Consider the following 17388-nt stretch of genomic DNA (forward strand, 5'->3'; position numbering starts at 1 on the left):
CACTGTTTTCTAACAAAAAATAAAATATAGTAAAACTTAAATATAAAAATTATGCAGAAAGGTAATATTGGGGTAACGACCGAGAACATCTTCCCCATCATTAAAAAATTCTTATATAGCGATCACGAAATATTCCTTCGTGAATTGGTTTCGAATGCAGTCGATGCAACACAGAAACTAAAGACTCTTTCATCTACAGGCGACTTCAAAGGTGAGCTGGGAGATCTTACAATTCATGTTAAGGCAGACAAGGACACTATTACCATCTCCGATCGTGGACTGGGACTTACTGCCGAAGAAATAGATAAGTATATCAACCAGATTGCATTCTCCGGAGCAAACGACTTCTTGGAGAAATATAAAGAAGATGCCAATGCGATTATCGGACATTTTGGATTAGGTTTCTATTCGGCTTTCATGGTAGCCAAAAAGGTAGAAATCGTAACTCGTTCCTACAAAGAAGGCGCAAAGGCCATCAAATGGAGCTGCGACGGAAGTCCTGAGTTTACGCTGGAAGATGCAGAAAGAGACGACCGTGGTACCGACGTCATCCTGTACATAGACGATGACTGCCGCGAGTTTCTGGAACCGTCACGCATTCAGGCTTTGCTGAACAAGTATTGCCGCTTCCTGCCCGTACCGGTTGCTTTCGGAAAGAAGAAAGAGTGGAAGGACGGCAAACAGGTAGATACAGACGAAGACAACATCATCAACAGTACTTGTCCTATCTGGACAAAGAAGCCAAGTGAGCTGAAAGATGAAGACTACAAGCAGTTCTACCGCGACTTGTATCCGATGTCGGACGAACCGTTGTTCTGGATTCACCTGAACGTAGATTATCCGTTCAACCTGACAGGTGTACTCTACTTCCCGAAAATCAAGAGCAACATCGACTTGCAGAAGAACAAGATTCAGTTGTACTGCAATCAGGTATATGTAACGGATTCGGTTGAAGGCATCGTACCGGACTTTTTGACATTGCTTCACGGTGTCATCGACTCACCGGACATTCCGTTGAACGTTTCTCGTTCTTACTTGCAGAGCGATTCGAATGTAAAGAAGATTTCTACTTATATTACCAAGAAAGTAGCCGACCGCTTGCAGGCTATCTTCAAGAACGACCGTAAGGAATTTGAAAACAAATGGGATGACCTGAAGATTTTCATCAACTACGGTATGCTTACTCAGGAAGACTTCTACGAAAAAGCAAGCAAGTTTGCCCTGTTCAAAGATACAGACAGCAAGTATTATACCTTCGAAGAGTATCAGACACTGATTAAGGATAACCAGACCGACAAGAACGGAAGCCTGATTTATCTGTACGCCAACAACCTCGACGAACAGTATACTTACATTGATGCGGCCAAGAACAAGGGTTACAATGTTCTGTTGCTCGACGGACAACTGGATGTTCCTATGATTAACATGCTGGAGCAGAAGTTCGAGAAGAGCCACTTCACACGTGTGGACAGCGATGTTATCGACCGTCTGATTGTGAAAGAAGAGCAGAAAGGAGAAGAACTTGCAGATACTAAACGAGAAATCTTGTCTACAGTCTTTACCGGTCAGCTGCCGAAAGTCCAGAAGACTGAGTTCCACGTAGAAACACAAGCCATGGGTGAAACAGCAGCTCCTATCATCATCACGCAGGCCGAATACATGCGTCGTATGAAGGAAATGGCCAATATCCAGCCGGGCATGAGCTTCTATGGTGAAATGCCTGACATGTTCAACCTTGTCCTGAACAGCGACCACCGACTCATCAAGCAGGTACTGGAAGATGCAGAAGCTGCCTGCTCTGAAAAACTGGTTCCGGTTGAATCGGAAATTGCCATGCTGAAACTGCGTGAAAAAGAACTTCACAAAGCTCACGAAGGCAAGAAAGATGAGGAAATCCCGACCACAGAAAAAGATGAGTTGAACGATGTGGAAAAGAAACTCGACGAACAGAAGAAGCAGAAGACTGACATCATCAATGAATATGCTGCCGGAAACAAGGTAGTACATCAGTTGATTGACTTGGCATTGCTGCAAAACAACATGCTGAAAGGAGAAGCCTTGACAAACTTCGTAAAACGAAGCATCGAACTGATTTAAGGTCTTTCTCTAAAATAACATATAGAAAGCCGTACGAGGTTGATAGGCCCCGCACGGCTTTTTTTATATCTTCCTCCCCGACTTACAGCATCAGGTAAGTCAGTGTACCACAGCTCCATACTCCATTGTCGGCACATGAAGCAATACATATCGTGTCCTTTCGGAAAATTTGTCTTGACGTTTTCCGAAAATTTGTACAAAAACAAATATTTTTTGTACAAAAAATACGGGAAACTTCTCCAGCTTCTCCGGCAAAGACCGTCAGCTTATAAAAGAACGGACCGGATGATTTTTTTCAAGGCTGAATTGAATTTCTTCTTTTCCTTGTACAAGAAATAGTTTTTTTCTATCTTTGGTTTCATATCATCAACAATCCCGACTAATGAAAAAAATACTATATACACTTTTCCTGCTTATCTTCCTATCCGGCACTCTTCACGCACAGAAAGTCGGACTCGTATTAAGCGGTGGAGGTGCTAAAGGTCTGACTCATATAGGTATTATCAGAGCACTGGAAGAAAACAATATTCCTATCGATTACATTGCAGGAACCTCTATGGGTGCCATTATAGGTTCGCTGTATGCCATGGGTTACTCGCCCGACGACATGGAAAAGCTGTTGAAATCGGACAGTTTCAAACGCTGGTATACCGGAAACATTGAAGAGAAATACATTTACTACTTCAAGAAAAACCCTCCGACTCCCGAATTTATCAACATCCGTGTTTCCTTAAAAAATCCGCTGCACAAAGTAAAGACTCAGTTCCTTCCTTCGAGTGTGGTAGACCCTCTGCAGATGAATCTTGCTTTTCTCGAATTGTTCGGACAGGCTACAGCAGCGTGCCAGAACGATTTCGACAAACTTTTCATACCTTTCCGCTGTGTGGCATCGGATGTATACAACAAAAAACCTATGATATTCGAAAACGGTGATCTGGGAGATGCAGTACGTGCTTCCATGAGTTTTCCCGGCATGTTCAAGCCCATCGAAATCGATTCTACGCTGGTATACGACGGTGGAATATACAATAATTTCCCGGTCAATGTCATGGTAAACGACTTTCATCCGGATGTCATCATAGGAAGTGTGGTAAGTTCCAATCCGGGGAAGCCGCAGGAAGGAGATATCATGGGGCAACTGGAAAACATGATCATGCAGAAGACGGACTATTCACTACCCGATTCGCTGGGAATCCTGATGACGTTTAAGTACGACAACGTGAACCTGATGGATTTCGACCGCTTCGACGAACTGCATGACAACGGATATAAGCGCACCATGCAGCTCATGGATTCTATCAAGGCTCGTATTCCTCGCCGTGTCAACTATCGCCAGCTTGAGCTGAAACGAATCGCCTACAAGAAAAATATGCCCGAATTGCGGTTCAGGGATATAAATATTCAGGGAGGCAGCGAACAGCAGAAAAGGTATATACGCAAGGAGTTTCATACCTCAGACCAGGGTTTGTTTTCACTGGAGGATTTACGTAAGGGGTATTTCCGCCTGATGTCCGACAATATGATTTCCGAAATTATCCCCCATGCCGTCTACAATCCGGCCGATTCTACCTTCAACCTTCATCTGAAGGTCAAAATAGAAGACGACTTGTCACTGCGCGTCGGAGGAAACGTTGGCTCAAATGGAGCCAACCAGATTTATATAGGAGGGACTTACCATAACTTGAACAATTTCTCGAAAGAAGTTTCCCTCGACGGACAACTGGGACAGATTTACAATAATCTGCAAATATCGGGACGCATAGATATACCGACCTATATTCCGACTTCGTTCCGCCTGGTAGCATCGACTTCTTCGTTCGATTACTTCAAACAGGAAAAGATTTTCACCAAGGGAAGTACTCCTGTCTTCAACAAGAAGAAAGAGCACTTTGTCAAACTGCTGGTTTCGCTTCCTTTCCTTACACGACAGAAGGCCGAATTCGGAATAGGCATCGGAAAACTGCAGGATCAGTATTTCCAGAGCAATGTAATCGACTTCAACAACGACAAGAACGACATCAGCCGCTATACCATATTCGGCGGTTCTGTAGCCATGGATGGAAATACATTAAACAGCAAACAATATCCTACAGCAGGGCGAAGAGAACGGCTTGTGGCCAATATATATACCGGAAGAGAGTATTTTCAGGGTGGTTCGACTCCCGACCCTTACAATGGCTCATATAATTATGTGCAGTCATGGCTGCAAGTATCGTATGAAATGGAACGCTACTATCCCCTTTCTTCCAGATTTGTACTGGGAAACTATATTCATGCCTACTATTCTTCGCGCAATTTCAGCCAGAACTATACGGCAACCATGATGCAGGCCGGAGAATTCGCTCCTACTGCCCACAGCAAAATTACCTACAATGAAGCATTCCGGGCCAATCAATTCATCGGAGCAGGTGTCATGCCTATTTTTCAGATAACGCCGGTCTTTCATGTAAGAGCAGAAGTTTACGGCTTTGCTCCGATTTTTCCGATAGTATGCAATGAAGAATCGAAGGCTTCTTACGGAAAACTCTTCAGCCGGATAGAATATATGGGAGAATTGTCACTGGTAGTAAAGCTTCCTTTCGGCGCAATCAGTGCTTATCTAAATCACTATAGCTCACCATCTAAGAACTGGAATATAGGCCTTACACTGGGCTGGCAGATATTTGGATCGCGGTTTATCGAATAAAAAATCTGCAAAAAATAGCTGGAAATATTTGGAAGTTTCGGAAAAACCTCATACCTTTGCACCCGTTAAGAAAAAAGACATGGCCGCGTAGCTCAACTGAATAGAGTAGCTGACTACGGATCAGCCGGTTACAGGTTTGAATCCTGTCGCGGTCACCCTCTTCTTTCTGACAAAATAAATGAAGAATTGGTCGCGTAGCTCAACTGAATAGAGTAGCTGACTACGGATCAGCCGGTTACAGGTTTGAATCCTGTCGCGATCACTCTTCTAGATTGAAATATTGAAAGAATTGGCCGCGTAGCTCAACTGAATAGAGTAGCTGACTACGGATCAGCCGGTTACAGGTTTGAATCCTGTCGCGGTCACTCTTCTTTATTGAAAAATTGAAAATTATTGGCCGCGTAGCTCAACTGAATAGAGTAGCTGACTACGGATCAGCCGGTTACAGGTTTGAATCCTGTCGCGGTCACAAAAGGTTGTATCTTTCACGATACAACCTTTTTTGTTTTCTCCCCTTACTCCAGGCCCGCATCCGAATTGGCGTCATATGATAAGTTTTTGGCATTATACAAGAAGCGTAAACGAACGGATAGTCTTATTTTTGCCATACAAAATCAAGAACAAGAAGAATATGAATCAAAAGAAAGTTTTAATGTGCCTTGGCATCTGTAGTCTTTCATTGGCTCTGCATGCACAGAATGGGCCAAGAAACAACAGTAAAAATTTCCCCGAAGCAGTTCCGACCAACAGTCAAGTACAATTCTTCAATCAGACAGATGAAGTATATTCATTAGATTATCTGAAGGACGTGGTATATGCAACCAAGGACAATATGGATTTGAAATTGCAGATTGTCATGCCTAAGCCCTATGGAGAATCAGACAAGATCTTCCCTTGCATTCTTTATGTGAGAGGTTCTGCATGGATGAAACAAAACTTATATGTGGATGTACCACAGATTTCAGCTATGGCAAAGCGTGGATATGTAGTTGCCATTGTAGAATACCGTCCGTCTGATGTGGCTGTTTTTCCAGCCCAGCGTAATGATGCTATCTCTGCGATAAACTTTATGAGAAAGAATGCGCAGAAATATAGTGTCGATGTAAACAATATCTTTGTATGGGGAAGTTCATCGGGAGCACATACAGCCTTGTTTACGGGACTTCATCTTAAAGGTGCCGACAGCAAGAACGATTCTCTTCCGGATATAAACGGAATCATAGCTTATTATCCTCCTGCCGACGTACTTCATCTGAAAGATGATCCTACAGCAGCTTCGAAGGGCGACGAAAACAGCCCCGAGGGATTGCTTATCGGTAAAATTGCCGTCTGGAACGCCCCTGAGAAGGCTAAGGAAGCAAGTCCTTTCTACTACATAAAAGATAATAAGGATATGCCTCCGGTATTTCTTGCACATGGAACAAAAGACAGGGTGGTTCCTTTCTCTCAGGCTGACCTGCTGGCCAACGAAATGGAGAAAAACGGATGCGAATACGAATTTTATGCTTTACGCAATGCTGACCACGGCAGTTGGCAGTTCTGGACCGAAGCAATGCTCGATAAGGTTGAGAAGTTCATCGTAAAACACCTTAAGAAGTAGAGCCGGAGAATCTCTGTTTCATCCTCTCCTATTAGAATTAGGAATATAAATAAAAGTCTCAGTCCCGAAGGTATATACGGAGAATTCTGTATATTTCCTTCTGCGGGACTGAGACTTTTCGAGTGTAGTAGGGTTAATCTCCCCTTACTTTATAATCAGAATCGGCGTATTGGAATGGAAAAGCATCTTGCGTGCAATGCTGGGATTAAACAGACGGGCAAAGATATTACGTCTGTAGTTAGAAGTACAGATTACGTCAATGCCATTCTCCCGTACAAATTTGTCTACATTGCTCAACAGGTCTTCTTCGTCAATATTCAAATAAGTAAATTCAAGCTGAGGATATTGCTTCTTGAAATACTCCTTGATGCCTGCCAGTTTTATTTCGTTCCATGTACGTTTCTCTTCGTGGGAATTCACATGAATGAATGAAATCTCAAACTTGTTGTCCTTGAAAGTCGTAATCAGCGAATCGAAAGCAATCAAATCACGCTGGTCGAAACTGGTAAACAATGCTATTTTATGAATATCTTCAAGCGATTTCTCCGGAGCATTTTCGGGTATCGCATAAACAAAGGAGCGGCTCCGTTCGATAACTTCTGCCGTTACGCTTCCTATCAGGTCCAGATCTTTCTGATGCTCTCCACGGGTTCCCATAACCACAATGAGAGGTTTCTCCTGACGTATGTAATATATTATTTCTTCTTCTGGTATACCCTCACGCAGCACGCATGTGAATTTCACGTTCGGATACTCTCCTTTTTCTATTTTCTCGGCTACGTCTGCCGACAACTTATTCAGTTGCTTGTGCACATTTTCTATCATTCCTCTTACTGTAGTGGCATCGTTTGCCGAGGGGACATGATAGTTCTCTGTATCGTACTGCAAGCTTGGTATGTAAATAGGTGTAAAATGTACATGCAGAAGAACCACTTCAGCATGCATGTGTGCAGCTACCTTAAAACCAAAATCACATGCTTTGAGAGAATATGCAGAGAAATCGACCGGGACAAGTACCTTGGGGATTTTTTCCGATTTCGATTCGGCGGACTTCTCTTCCAGAGTTTCTTCAGACAACCAGGAAGAACTTTCTATAATCTTCAAGGCACGAGGCAAATCACTTTCCTTAATGCGCACTCTTACACCCGACGAGATAACAGGCTGGATAAGATTCACATTATGTATGTACGACTCGATTCCTTCGCTTTCGAGTACAGACTTTAAAATCTGTGCCTTCGAATAAGTGAGGATAGCTAATGTAACAAGTTTATCTTCCATAGTTTAAAGTTTTAAAAGGTTTCACATAAAAACACTACGAGATTAACAAAAAATCCTAATCAGTAAGAAACCATACCGATTAGGATTTTGCCACTTATCTTCAACCTTAGGCTGTTTGCTCTTTCAAAATTTCTATCGCTTTATCAAGCACGGTCGTATCATCGAGCATTACCAGTCCACCATCCGGCCCCGGCTCCAGGTGAATACCTACGCTCTTGCCATCCTTAAAATTATGTCCGCCAAAGAAATTGCGTACAGTTTCCACACTCAAATTTAACTCATCGGCTATACGATGCATGCTTCCACTGGGTAAAGAATCTTTTATTTTTCGAAGTTCGTTGAAAGTTATCGTTCTATTCATAGTAATCAAAATTTAAAGTGTTAGACAAAACTTTTGTTAATTCGCGATATAAATGTAATGAAAGAAAATGAATAAGCCAACAAAAAATTAACTTTTTTACTTTGCTGGCAATATATCAGAACGATAATAATCTGGAAATGACCATAGCTGCCATAACAGCATAAAAATAAGTCAGCAGCAAGACTGTATGGAAAATCTTGAGATCTGCAACCTCAAACCCCGTCAGAGTATATTGTTCTGACACAAACTGGGGCTGTTCGAAATATTTTTTCCGGATAAACGCATAAAGCCAATAAACCAGTGAAGCGATAACGCTGCCTGCAATTGCACCGCATATAATATCTCCCGGATAATGTACACCCAGATATATGCGTGAATACGAGGGAATCAATGCCCATATAAACATGACAGCGGTCATTTCCTTTCTCCGTACAAGCAGCGAAACAAAAGTAGCTACAGCAAACGTATTGGCTGCATGGCTTGATATAAATCCGTACATTCCTCCCCTGTATCCGTTGACAACATGCACCATATACATAATCTCGGGATCTTGTGCAGGACGGAAACGCATGAAATATGGCTTGCAGAAACCGGAAGAGAACTGGTCGGCCAGGGTTATGCTTAAAGCTATCATGGCAAGTATAAGCAGTCCCTGAGTAAATTTGGTATTTTTGAATATGACATACAGCAGCACTGCGGCAACAGGAATCCATATTTTTGTACCGGATACAATCCACATAAAACCATCCCAGAACATGGAATCACTTCCGTTCAGGGTCAATAACAGATTCTGATCTGCCTCAATAAGCTGCTGTATATCAATCATAAATATTATATATTTTGGAAAACATCAGATAACTTCTATTGCCGATACGGGCAGCCATCCTTTTTTCCCATCTTCCAGACGGATTTCTTTCCAGCCTTTCATCGAATTGTCTTCTATATAGACTTTAGTACCCTCGTGCAAGACAAACAGATCGGTTCCGCTTTCATTGGGAGTACTTTTAACTGTAATACTTGGCGACATTACAATGGCACCTGTACGGTTCAGAAGCTCTTCCTTCTGTTCGCTGGCAAAGAAATTGGCGCATACGGCTACAATCAAGAACACTACAGCCGAAATAAAACCTATTTTCTTGAAAAGGATTCTGTTTCCAAAAATATACAATGCCATACCCGCGAGAAGAAGGATAAAGGAAACGATACCTGTTACTCCCCATCCGCTTTCGCTCATACAGTTTATCAATGAGTTTATCCATGTCACAATGAAAATTTCACTGGCAGGAGTAACCTGGTCTACAGTCTTGCTTCGCGCCATTTCCAGATTGAAACGTATATCTGCATCACCAGGATTCATCAATAAGGCTCGTTCGTAATTCAAAACGGCTTTGGCTATATTCTTGTTCTTGTAATAGCTGTTTCCCAAATTGTAGTAAATGTCTGCCGACTCGCCTTCCGAACTTAGAATAGCTTCGTACTTTTCAATTGCATCAGCAAACTTGTTTTCCTGATAATCCTTGTCGGCTTCGGCCTTTGATACTGCGGCCGAAGTGAACTGGACTATGCCAATCAGAAATGCAATAACTATAAATAGTCTTTTCATATCAATATGGTTCTTCTGTCTGTTTTTAATGTTTGATACTGTTCTCCATTCTACTGATCGCTTCTACCGATGTCGTATATACCTTGTCCATCGCTTCATTTTCATCTCCCGGAGCGTAACGGGCAAATTCGCATTCGTTCAAGGCATTGATGAAATCTTTTATTACATCGTCTGCTACACCGTATTTCACCAGCTCGGCTTCGATATTATCTTTAGAAAGCTGCGAAACAGGTATACTCAGTTTATCACTGATATATCCCCATAAGGCTTTCAATACTTCATCATAGAACTCATTCTTACGGTTCTCTGCCAGCAGCTTTCCGGCAAGTTTCATACGCTTGGTCGCTACCTTATTAGCCTTCTTTGTCTTCACTTTTGCTACATTGGCATTTTCGGCAGCCTGCTTGCGGAAGAAGACAACTAATCCCACAAATAAGATAAACGGAATGATATACCACAAATAGTAACCTACAGTGCCGAAGAAGACGGCGCCCTTCTGCATCAGTTTTGTATCGCCCAGTTTGATGAAACGGATATCCTGTCCCAGAACCTTGACATTTTCCTTATTGGTAAAGTCGGCAATTACCTGATCGGCATTTCCATTTCCTTTTGCTACGTTAATATTATAGGCTTCGGTTTTCAGTGTCTTGTATGAATTCGACTTCAAGTCAAAATAAGTAAACTCGACAGGAGGTATTGTAAAGTTTCCCGCATGACGAGGTATGGCCAGATACTCGATGGTCTGGCTTCCGCTCAGTCCGGCACGTGATGCTTCAAAGTTATTCGTTACTTTCGGGTCGTACACTTCAAAATCTTCAGGGAATTTCACTTCAGGCGTACTGATCAGTTTCATGTTTCCCGAACCACTGATGGTCAGTTTTATCGTTACTGCATCATTGGTCTTCACATCTTTGGCATTGATGGAAGAAGCAAGAGTAAATTCTCCTACACCTCCCGAGAAGTTAGCCGGCTTGGCAGGTAGCGGCTGAACGTTGATAGTCAGCTTAGGAGTAACGATTTTTTTCTTTACTTCCTGATATCCTCCTCCATTGAAGAAAGCATCAAATGGATCGTCCGACATGGTCTGTATGGCAACTACGCCTTCGAAAGTAATCGAAGGAATCTCCAGCTTACCGGTCTGTTGTGGAAATAATACATACTGGCTCCACACGGTGGTATTGTAATTGCGTCCTTTATAATGCTCCAATGAGAAAGTCTTCTGTTGGGGCAATTCAATTTCCTGAGTATGAAAACCTTTCAAATCGGGCATTTTACCAAACAACTGACGAAGATTTACCAACGTATAAACCTTATAAGTCAGCAATATAGCTTCCTGTTCATGTACAGTCGTCTTACTGGCAGTTGCTGTAATAAACAAATCATTGCTTGTAATACGTCCGTTTGTAGTCTGACGGCGGTCAGCCTGTGCACTTCCCCCCTGACTGCTCTTGCTTCCTCCTGCCGACTGATCAGGTGGAAGTACTTTAATCGTAACGGCATTGGAAAATATTTTTTCTCCATTAGCCTCGATACTTGCAGCTGGTATTGTATAAGTTCCTGCGTTGCCAGCCATCAGTATATAAGTATACGTAATGGAACTACTTGAAGAAACCTTGCCGTTGATAATTTGTGTACTGCTTTGCTGAGAACGACTTGGTCCCATCAAAACATCAAATCCTTTCGTTATAGAAGGTGCACGAAAATCCTTCACCTTTTGCGTGTTGACTGTAAACGTCAGGCGGAACTGATCTCCGCTTACAACCACATCAGGTGCATCGGCTGTTAAAGTAGCTTTGTTGTCTGCCCATGCATGTACTGTAGTAAGAATCAACAGTAGAAAGAAAATAACTTTTCTCATCATTCCTTTATTTCATTTATAATTATTCACCATTAATTACCAGTCTTTTTCCAACTTACGTCCTTGTACCTGAACCGCTTTCTTCACTTTATCCTGTACATTTTTCTCATCTTGCATAGCTGCCTTCAGAAGCTGCTCTGCATTCTCTTTCGACATTTGGTTCTGGTTCTGTTGCTGCTGCTGATTATTTTGCTGCTGATCTTTCTTATTCTGATCCTGCTGGTCTTTGTTTTGTTGCTTATCATCCTGCTTTTGATCTTGCTTCTGATCTTTCTCCTGATTCTGGTTCTGCTGTTGCTGATCTTTCAACTGCTTTTGTGCCAAAGCCAGGTTGTAACGAGTTTCATCGTCTTTCGGATTATTTCGCAAAGCCTTTTTATATGCTTCTATGCATTGTGGCAATTGTTTAGACGACTGCAAAATCACCCCCATATTATGATAAATCTGTGCAAGCTTGTTTTTGTCTTTTTCTATCCGCGATGCAGCTTCATATTGCTCCATCGCTTCTTTCGCTTTTTGTTGCATCAACAGGGAGTTGCCCAGATTATACATGGCGTCCGTCGACTTCGGTTCTAATTCCAAAGCTTTCCGATAATCGACTTCAGCTTTTACAAATGTGCTGTCCTTATATAACTTATTTCCACTGCGCAAATAATCACGCTCTGTTTTCTGTCCGTAAGCAGCAACCGATACGAACATTATTCCCAGCATCACATATTTTTTCCGCAACATAAAATCAATTCTGTTTAAAGAGTTTTATATTCTTGAAAAGTGGATTTTTACGTTCCAATAACATCAAATCAACTGCCAGCAGAATCAAAGCCAGCCATGCCAGTACCTGAAACTGCTCATCAAACTCAGTAAAGACCTGAGTTTCCACATCAGCTTTAGCCAATTTATTTATCTCGGCATTCAAAGCTCTTTCAGCATTATTGGTATTATCCACTCGTACATATATACCATTTCCCGCTTTTGCAATTTCCTGACACATCTGTTCGTTCAGACGGGTTACAATCACATTGCCGTCCTTATCACGACGGAATTCATTTGTCCCTTCAGCCGGAATAGGTGAACCATCTGGTGAACCGACTCCTAATACAAAAACACGAACACCTTTTTTGGCTGCTTCTTGTGCTGCTTCAACAGCTCCTCCTTCATGATTTTCACCATCGGTTATAAGTACAATAGCTCGTCCGACTCCTTCATTCGGAGTGAAACTCTTCATTGCCAAATTTATGGCTCCGGCAATATCAGTACCCTGAGTCGAGATAAGTGAAGGATTGATTGTTTCAAGAAACATCTTTGCCGAGATATAGTCACTTGTAATAGGCAACTGTGTAAAAGCCTCTCCGGCAAAAACAATCATGGCAACCTTGTCATTATTGAATGTTTCCACCAAACGAGAAATCAGCTTTTTCGACTTTTCCAAACGACTGGGTGTAACATCTTGCGCCAGCATAGAGTTAGAAATATCGAGTGCTACGACAGTTTCAACCCCCTGACGTTTGACGGTTTCCATTTTTGAGCCGAACTGAGGTCGTGCCAGCATAAATATCACCATAGCCAAGGCTGCAAAAACCAGCCAAAACTTTACATCCGGACGATATTTCGATACGTCAGGCATCAGATGAGCCAATAATTCAGGATCACCGTATTGAGCAATTTTTTTACGCCGGCGATAATTGGAATATATATATAGCCCTACCAATATCGGCAAAACGATAAGTAGATACAAATAAACAGGTTCTCCAAATCGAAACATAATATTTTTGGTTTTAAGGTATTTTCTTTAATACTGTATTACGCAGCAATATTTCCAACAAAATACAGAAGAATGCTACCAGAGCAAAGGTTGTATAAGCTTCTTCTCGTTTACTGAACTCCTTGACATTCAGTTTTGTCTTTTCCAGTTTATCGATTTCCTTGTAAACTTCCTCCAGTTTAGAATTGCTGGTTGCACGGAAATAATTTCCATTCGTAGTACCTGCAATCTGCGTCAAAGTCTGCTCATCTATTTCGACGGGAACATTGACATATTGAACGCCAGCATATGTTTGCATCGGATAAGGAGCGGTTCCGTTCGTGCCGACTCCAATCGTATAAATACGAATACCGAACTGCTTAGCAATTTCGGCTGCTGTCAACGGAGAAATATCTCCTCGGTTATTACTACCATCTGTCAAAAGAATAATTACCTTCGATTTTGCCTTACTATCTTTCAAGCGGCTAATAGCATTTGCCAGCCCCATACCAATAGCTGTACCATCCTCGATAAGTCCACGCTGGGCTATATCACCTTTTATACTATTGAATAAATTTAGCAAGACTCCATGATCTACGGTAAGTGGACATTGTGTAAAGGCCTCTCCTGCAAAAATAGTCAAACCGATATTATCATTTGGACGTCCATTTATAAACTCAGCAGCTACCTGCTTTGCGGCTTCCAGACGATTCGGCTTCAAATCTTCCGCAAGCATACTGGTCGAAACATCGACAGCCAGCATAATATCAATACCTTCTATCTCAGTATTCTGCCAGTTATCTGTTGTTTGAGGACGTGCCAAAACCAGTACAATCATAACAAACGTCACGATCCTTAAGACAAAAGGAGCATGCAGAAGATATACCTTCCAACTCTTTGGTGCATTCATATACATGCGGGTCGTAGAAACCTGCATGGTAGGCTCTGTCTTCTTTCTGCGCATAAAATACCATACAATGTATGGAATGAGCAGAAGTAATAAAAACAGATATTCCAGATTTGCAAAAATCATAGTTCCTTACATGTTAAACGTTAAAAAAAGAGGTCGATAATGTGACAGATAACCAAATACAGACAAACCACGGCACCTATACTTACCACAGTAATACTGCACAGCAAGATGATGCGTCCTTGCTTTGAACGCTTTTCCTCCACCCTGATTTCTGTAGGTTCTTTCTTCGCATTCGGATCTTCTTCTACCTTAGTTTGATTGATAAAATCGACTGCATTAACCAGATTCATGTCATTTTCATTCATCATCGGAGCGTGCTTAGCAAATTTTACGAGGTCGGCTGTCTCAAACAAACTTTTCAAATCGTTGATGGACTGCTGATCCTTTACTTGCAGTAAGTGTTCGATGATTTCCGAAGAAGTCATTTCCAGCGCATTGAATCCAAACCGTTCTTTAATATATGTTCGCAAGACCTCGGTCAGTTCTGTATAATACAACTTCGGATCTTCACGCTGTACCTGCTTGTCAGCCTTAATCTCTTCGATTTTCTTCATAGCAGCCTGATGAGGAGGCAACTTAGGTTCTATCTTGATAATCTTGATAATAGGCTTATTATCGCGATAACGGATAATAAAGAATACAGCTGCTGCTCCCAATATGAGCATAGCTAATCCACAATATACCAAAGGAGCAATATCATTCCATGTAATAGGTACCTCTCGGATATCTTTCGGACCAAAGAACTGATCAGGATGCAAGGTATCAACGGGAACTGAATAAACTTTCAAAGCCAACGCTTTCGAACGATAAGGCTTGTCATTTACAAAAACTTCAAAAGGAGGCAGGTAATATAACGCCGAATCGAATGAGGTAATTGTATATTCCTGAGAAATCAACCAGCGCTTGTCATTATTTAATAGCTGAGTATCAGGCTTTGCAACATCTAATATCTCTACCCCTGTGACCAGTGTATCACGTAGCAATGGCAAACGTAATTTCTGATTTGCATCCATGCTTACCTGAAGCTTTATTTTCGCCTGTTCACCTATCAGAAGCTGTAAAGAATCAATAGTAGCTTCCACGGTGACCTGTGCTTTTATACCCGGCATGGATATAAACAAAAATAAAGCAACCCACAACGCTTTCAGATATTTCTTATAGTATTTCATATTCCTTGTTAGTTTCGTTTAGCAAACAAATTAAGCAATGCTTTTACGTAATCTTGGTCGGTACGTACCGAAACTGAATCGACGTTGCTATGCGTAAATATGTCGTGCAACTTCTGCTGACGGGCTTTCCACCATTCATGATGCGCATTACGCAAAGCTTTGGAAGAAGTATCAATCCATTGCTCATGTCCCGTTTCAGCATCTTTCACCTTCATTAAACCTACATCCGGGAGTTCCTCCAGACGACGATCGTATACCTGCAAAGCCACAACATCATGTTTCCGGTTGGCTATAGTCAATGCATTCTGAAAATCTCGTTCATCAATAAAGTCACTCAGCATAAATGCAGTACAACGTTTCTTCAAAACATTCGTCAGATATTCAATAGCACACTGGATATTCGTACGAGTACTTTCCGGTTTAAAGTCAAGCAGTTCACGAATAATATACAAAATATGTTTACGTCCCTTCTTGGGAGGGATAAACTTCTCAATACGGTCGGAAAAAAATATTACTCCAATCTTATCATTATTCTGAATAGCCGAGAAGGCCAATGTCGCAGCAATTTCCGTAACCATACTCTTCTTAAGCTGCTTGACTGTACCAAAGTCCAGACTATTCGACACATCAATCAACAGCATGACGGTCAGCTCACGTTCCTCTTCGAACACCTTTATGAATGGTTTGTCAAAGCGAGCAGTTACATTCCAGTCTATATCGCGCACATCATCTCCATACTGATATTCGCGCACTTCGGAGAATGCCATACCTCTGCCCTTGAAAGCCGAGTGGTACTGTCCTGCAAAAATATTGCTGGAAAGCCCTCGTGTCTTTATTTCAATCTGACGAACGCGTTTTAATAGTTCACTTGTTTCCATTCTTTCTTGGATTACGCTTCGGACAACCAAAGCAAAATATACCTATTTTTTACATGACATCTTTTCTCTGTATGCCATGTATAATTGGGGCCTGAACAATTGAATATACACAATCATTCAGGCTATGTCTTATTCTTTCAGACGAATCAGGGCACTTCGACCTTATTCAATATCTTACTTACTATCTCGTCGGAAGTAACATTGGTTGCTTCGGCTTCATATGTCAAGCCGATACGGTGACGAAGCACATCATGTGCAACAGCACGTACATCCTCAGGAATAACGTATCCACGACGTTTAATGAAAGCATAGCTGCGGGCAGCCAAGGCTAAATTGATAGAAGCACGCGGAGAACCTCCGAAGCTGATCAGACCCTTCAAATCTTTCAAGTCATATTTTTCTGGATAACGAGTTGCAAATACAATATCAGCAATGTACTGCTCTATCTTCTCATCCAAGTATACCTGACAAACCACTTTACGTGCTTCCAGAATATCTTCAGCTTTCAAGATAGGACGAACTTCAGTTTTATTACCTGAAATGTTCTGACGGATAATCTTCTTTTCTTCTTCCAGCTTTGGATAGTCGATAATTACCTTCAGCATGAAACGGTCGACTTGTGCTTCAGGAAGCGGATATGTACCTTCCTGTTCAATCGGGTTCTGAGTTGCCATTACAAGGAATGGATCAGGTAAACGGAAAGTATCCTTGCTCAATGTAACCTGACGCTCCTGCATAGCTTCCAGCAAAGCACTTTGTACCTTAGCCGGCGCACGGTTTATTTCATCAGCCAATACGAAGTTTGCAAAGATAGGACCTTTCTTTGTAACGAACTGTTCATCTTTCTGGCTGTATATCATTGTACCAAGCACATCGGCAGGAAGCAAGTCGGGAGTAAACTGAATACGACTATACTTAGAGTCAATCAACGAAGCCAAGGTCTTAATGGCCAATGTCTTTGCCAATCCCGGAACACCTTCCAGCAAAATATGTCCGTCGGCCAATAAGCCGATCAATAATGATTCTACCAAATGTTTTTGACCTACAATTACCTGGTCCATACCAGCCATCAGATTGGTCACGAATGCACTCTGACGTTCAATGCGTTCGTTCAATTCACGAATGTCAATAGCTTCAGCCATAA

Annotated in this window: 14 protein-coding genes and 4 tRNA genes; 7 read left to right on the plus strand and 11 right to left on the minus strand. The window is 41.9% G+C overall.

Features of this window, described 5'->3' with window-relative positions; all coding sequences use genetic code 11:
- The first annotated feature begins 51 nt into the window (after nt 1-51).
- From htpG to WKT12_RS00895, 7 genes are all read left to right on the plus strand, one after another.
- The gene (htpG, locus tag WKT12_RS00865; RefSeq protein WP_021971831.1) at nt 52-2097 is read left to right on the plus strand and encodes a molecular chaperone HtpG; all 2046 of its coding nucleotides are present in this window, start codon (nt 52-54) and stop codon (nt 2095-2097) included.
- 382 nt (nt 2098-2479) lie between these two features.
- Nucleotides 2480-4783 carry a patatin-like phospholipase family protein gene (locus tag WKT12_RS00870; protein ID WP_021971830.1) on the plus strand — a complete coding sequence of 768 codons (2304 nt, stop codon included), beginning with the start codon at nt 2480-2482 and terminating at the stop codon, nt 4781-4783.
- Between the two features lie 81 nt (nt 4784-4864).
- A tRNA-Arg gene (locus WKT12_RS00875) sits at nt 4865-4938 on the plus strand.
- Nucleotides 4939-4971: 33 nt separating this feature from the next.
- Nucleotides 4972-5045 (plus strand) — tRNA-Arg (locus WKT12_RS00880).
- A gap of 29 nt (nt 5046-5074) precedes the next feature.
- Nucleotides 5075-5148 (plus strand) — tRNA-Arg (locus WKT12_RS00885).
- Nucleotides 5149-5178: 30 nt separating this feature from the next.
- Nucleotides 5179-5252, plus strand: a tRNA-Arg gene (locus WKT12_RS00890).
- Nucleotides 5253-5414: 162 nt separating this feature from the next.
- On the plus strand, nt 5415-6383 hold the full coding sequence (locus WKT12_RS00895) for an alpha/beta hydrolase (protein WP_340318512.1): 969 nt from the start codon (nt 5415-5417) through the stop codon (nt 6381-6383).
- A 144-nt stretch (nt 6384-6527) separates the two neighbouring features.
- Here the strand turns inward: WKT12_RS00895 and WKT12_RS00900 are convergent, their stop codons facing one another.
- From WKT12_RS00900 to WKT12_RS00950, 11 genes are all read right to left on the minus strand, one after another.
- A complete protein-coding gene (locus WKT12_RS00900) occupies nt 6528-7661 on the minus strand; it encodes a universal stress protein (RefSeq protein WP_340318513.1) in 1134 nt (377 codons plus the stop codon).
- A gap of 106 nt (nt 7662-7767) precedes the next feature.
- On the minus strand, nt 7768-8022 hold the full coding sequence (locus WKT12_RS00905; protein ID WP_021971827.1) for a hypothetical protein: 255 nt from the start codon (nt 8020-8022) through the stop codon (nt 7768-7770).
- 115 nt (nt 8023-8137) lie between these two features.
- The gene (locus WKT12_RS00910) at nt 8138-8845 is read right to left on the minus strand and encodes a phosphatase PAP2 family protein (protein ID WP_340318604.1); all 708 of its coding nucleotides are present in this window, start codon (nt 8843-8845) and stop codon (nt 8138-8140) included.
- A 27-nt stretch (nt 8846-8872) separates the two neighbouring features.
- On the minus strand, nt 8873-9625 hold the full coding sequence (locus WKT12_RS00915) for a tetratricopeptide repeat protein (protein WP_021971825.1): 753 nt from the start codon (nt 9623-9625) through the stop codon (nt 8873-8875).
- A gap of 25 nt (nt 9626-9650) precedes the next feature.
- A complete protein-coding gene (locus WKT12_RS00920) occupies nt 9651-11483 on the minus strand; it encodes a BatD family protein (RefSeq protein ID WP_340318514.1) in 1833 nt (610 codons plus the stop codon).
- A gap of 36 nt (nt 11484-11519) precedes the next feature.
- On the minus strand, nt 11520-12215 hold the full coding sequence (locus WKT12_RS00925) for a tetratricopeptide repeat protein (RefSeq protein WP_021971823.1): 696 nt from the start codon (nt 12213-12215) through the stop codon (nt 11520-11522).
- 4 nt (nt 12216-12219) lie between these two features.
- Entirely contained in the window at nt 12220-13245 is a 1026-nt protein-coding gene (locus WKT12_RS00930; RefSeq protein ID WP_021971822.1) for a vWA domain-containing protein, read from the minus strand.
- A gap of 13 nt (nt 13246-13258) precedes the next feature.
- The gene (locus WKT12_RS00935) at nt 13259-14257 is read right to left on the minus strand and encodes a vWA domain-containing protein (RefSeq protein ID WP_021971821.1); all 999 of its coding nucleotides are present in this window, start codon (nt 14255-14257) and stop codon (nt 13259-13261) included.
- Nucleotides 14258-14277: 20 nt separating this feature from the next.
- Nucleotides 14278-15306 carry a hypothetical protein gene (locus WKT12_RS00940; RefSeq protein WP_340318605.1) on the minus strand — a complete coding sequence of 343 codons (1029 nt, stop codon included), beginning with the start codon at nt 15304-15306 and terminating at the stop codon, nt 14278-14280.
- 68 nt (nt 15307-15374) lie between these two features.
- Nucleotides 15375-16244 (minus strand): DUF58 domain-containing protein, encoded by an 870-nt coding sequence (locus WKT12_RS00945; protein WP_340318515.1) that lies wholly within the window; start codon nt 16242-16244, stop codon nt 15375-15377.
- Between the two features lie 146 nt (nt 16245-16390).
- A complete protein-coding gene (locus WKT12_RS00950; RefSeq protein WP_021971818.1) occupies nt 16391-17386 on the minus strand; it encodes an AAA family ATPase in 996 nt (331 codons plus the stop codon).
- Between the last annotated feature and the right edge of the window lie 2 nt (nt 17387-17388).

It is taken from the genome of Phocaeicola sp. HCN-6420 (genome assembly GCF_037890145.1).
Lineage (GTDB): Bacteria > Bacteroidota > Bacteroidia > Bacteroidales > Bacteroidaceae > Phocaeicola.